Source organism: Vogesella sp. EB (assembly GCF_001037925.1).
Classification (GTDB): Bacteria; Pseudomonadota; Gammaproteobacteria; order Burkholderiales; family Chromobacteriaceae; genus Vogesella; species Vogesella indigofera.
This window is the reverse complement of record NZ_LFDT01000063.1, coordinates 1-968: the sequence shown is the minus strand read 5'-3', so window position 1 is coordinate 968 and position 968 is coordinate 1. Positions and strand designations below refer to the sequence as shown.

Sequence of the window (968 nt, the reverse complement as noted above, 5' to 3'; positions counted from 1 at the left end):
TGATCTGCACCCCTTAGGTCTTACCAATCAACAGTAGAGAGAAGTCCGTCACTGAAGGAGAATGACGGACATGAAGAAGAGCAGATTCACCGAAGAACAGATCATTGGCTTTCTCAAACAGGCCGAACTGGGCATGGCCATCAAGGAGGTCTGCCGGCAGGGTGGTTTCTCCGAGGCCACCTTCTACAAGTGGCGAAGCCGATACGGCGGCATGAATGTCGCCGAGCTCCAGCGCGCCCGAGATCTGGAGGCCGAGAACGCCCGTCTCAAGAAGTTGCTGGCCGAGGCCCATCTCGACATCGAAGCCCTCAAGGTCGCCTTCGGGGTAAAGCGTTAGCCCCGCAGGCCAAGCGGCAGGCCATTAGCGTCATGTTGAGCAGTGGATTGGCGCTATCAGAGCGCCGCGCCTGCCGGCTTGTGGGGCGCTCCCGAGATGCCTGGCGGCATCCGCCGCAGGCGGATGCGCTGACGTGTCAGCTGATGGCACGCATCGTCGAGATCGCGCAGACACGCCGCCGTTTTGGTTACCGGCGGGTGCATGATCTGCTGCGTCACGAATTCCCAGCCATCAATCACAAACGGGTTTACCGCTTGTACCGCGAGCAGGGCCTGGCCGTCAGGCGACGCAACCGCCGGCGCAAGCTCACTGGCGTGCGTACGCTACTGCAGGCGGCCACGCAGTTGAACGAGGTATGGAGCATGGATTTTGTCAGCGACCAGTTAGCCTGTGGCCGACGCTTGAAATGCCTGACGGTAGCCGATGACTTCAGCCACGAGGCGGTACAGGTTGCGGTGGATTTCTCGATGTCTGGCCAATACGTCACGCGCATGCTGGATCAGGTGGCGCAATTTCGCGGCTATCCGTTGGCAGTCAGGACGGATAATGGGCCAGAGTTCACCAGTCGTGTGTTTATGGGGTGGGCGCGAACGCATGGTATCCGGCACATTCTGATTCAGCCGGGCCGGCC

At 60.3% G+C, this 968-nt stretch carries 1 pseudogene; it reads left to right on the top strand.

Annotation, left to right across the window (positions count from 1 at the left end):
• Nucleotides 1–70: 70 nt before the first annotated feature.
• Nucleotides 71–968, top strand: a pseudogene (locus ACG97_RS18110) (IS3 family transposase); the annotation flags it as partial.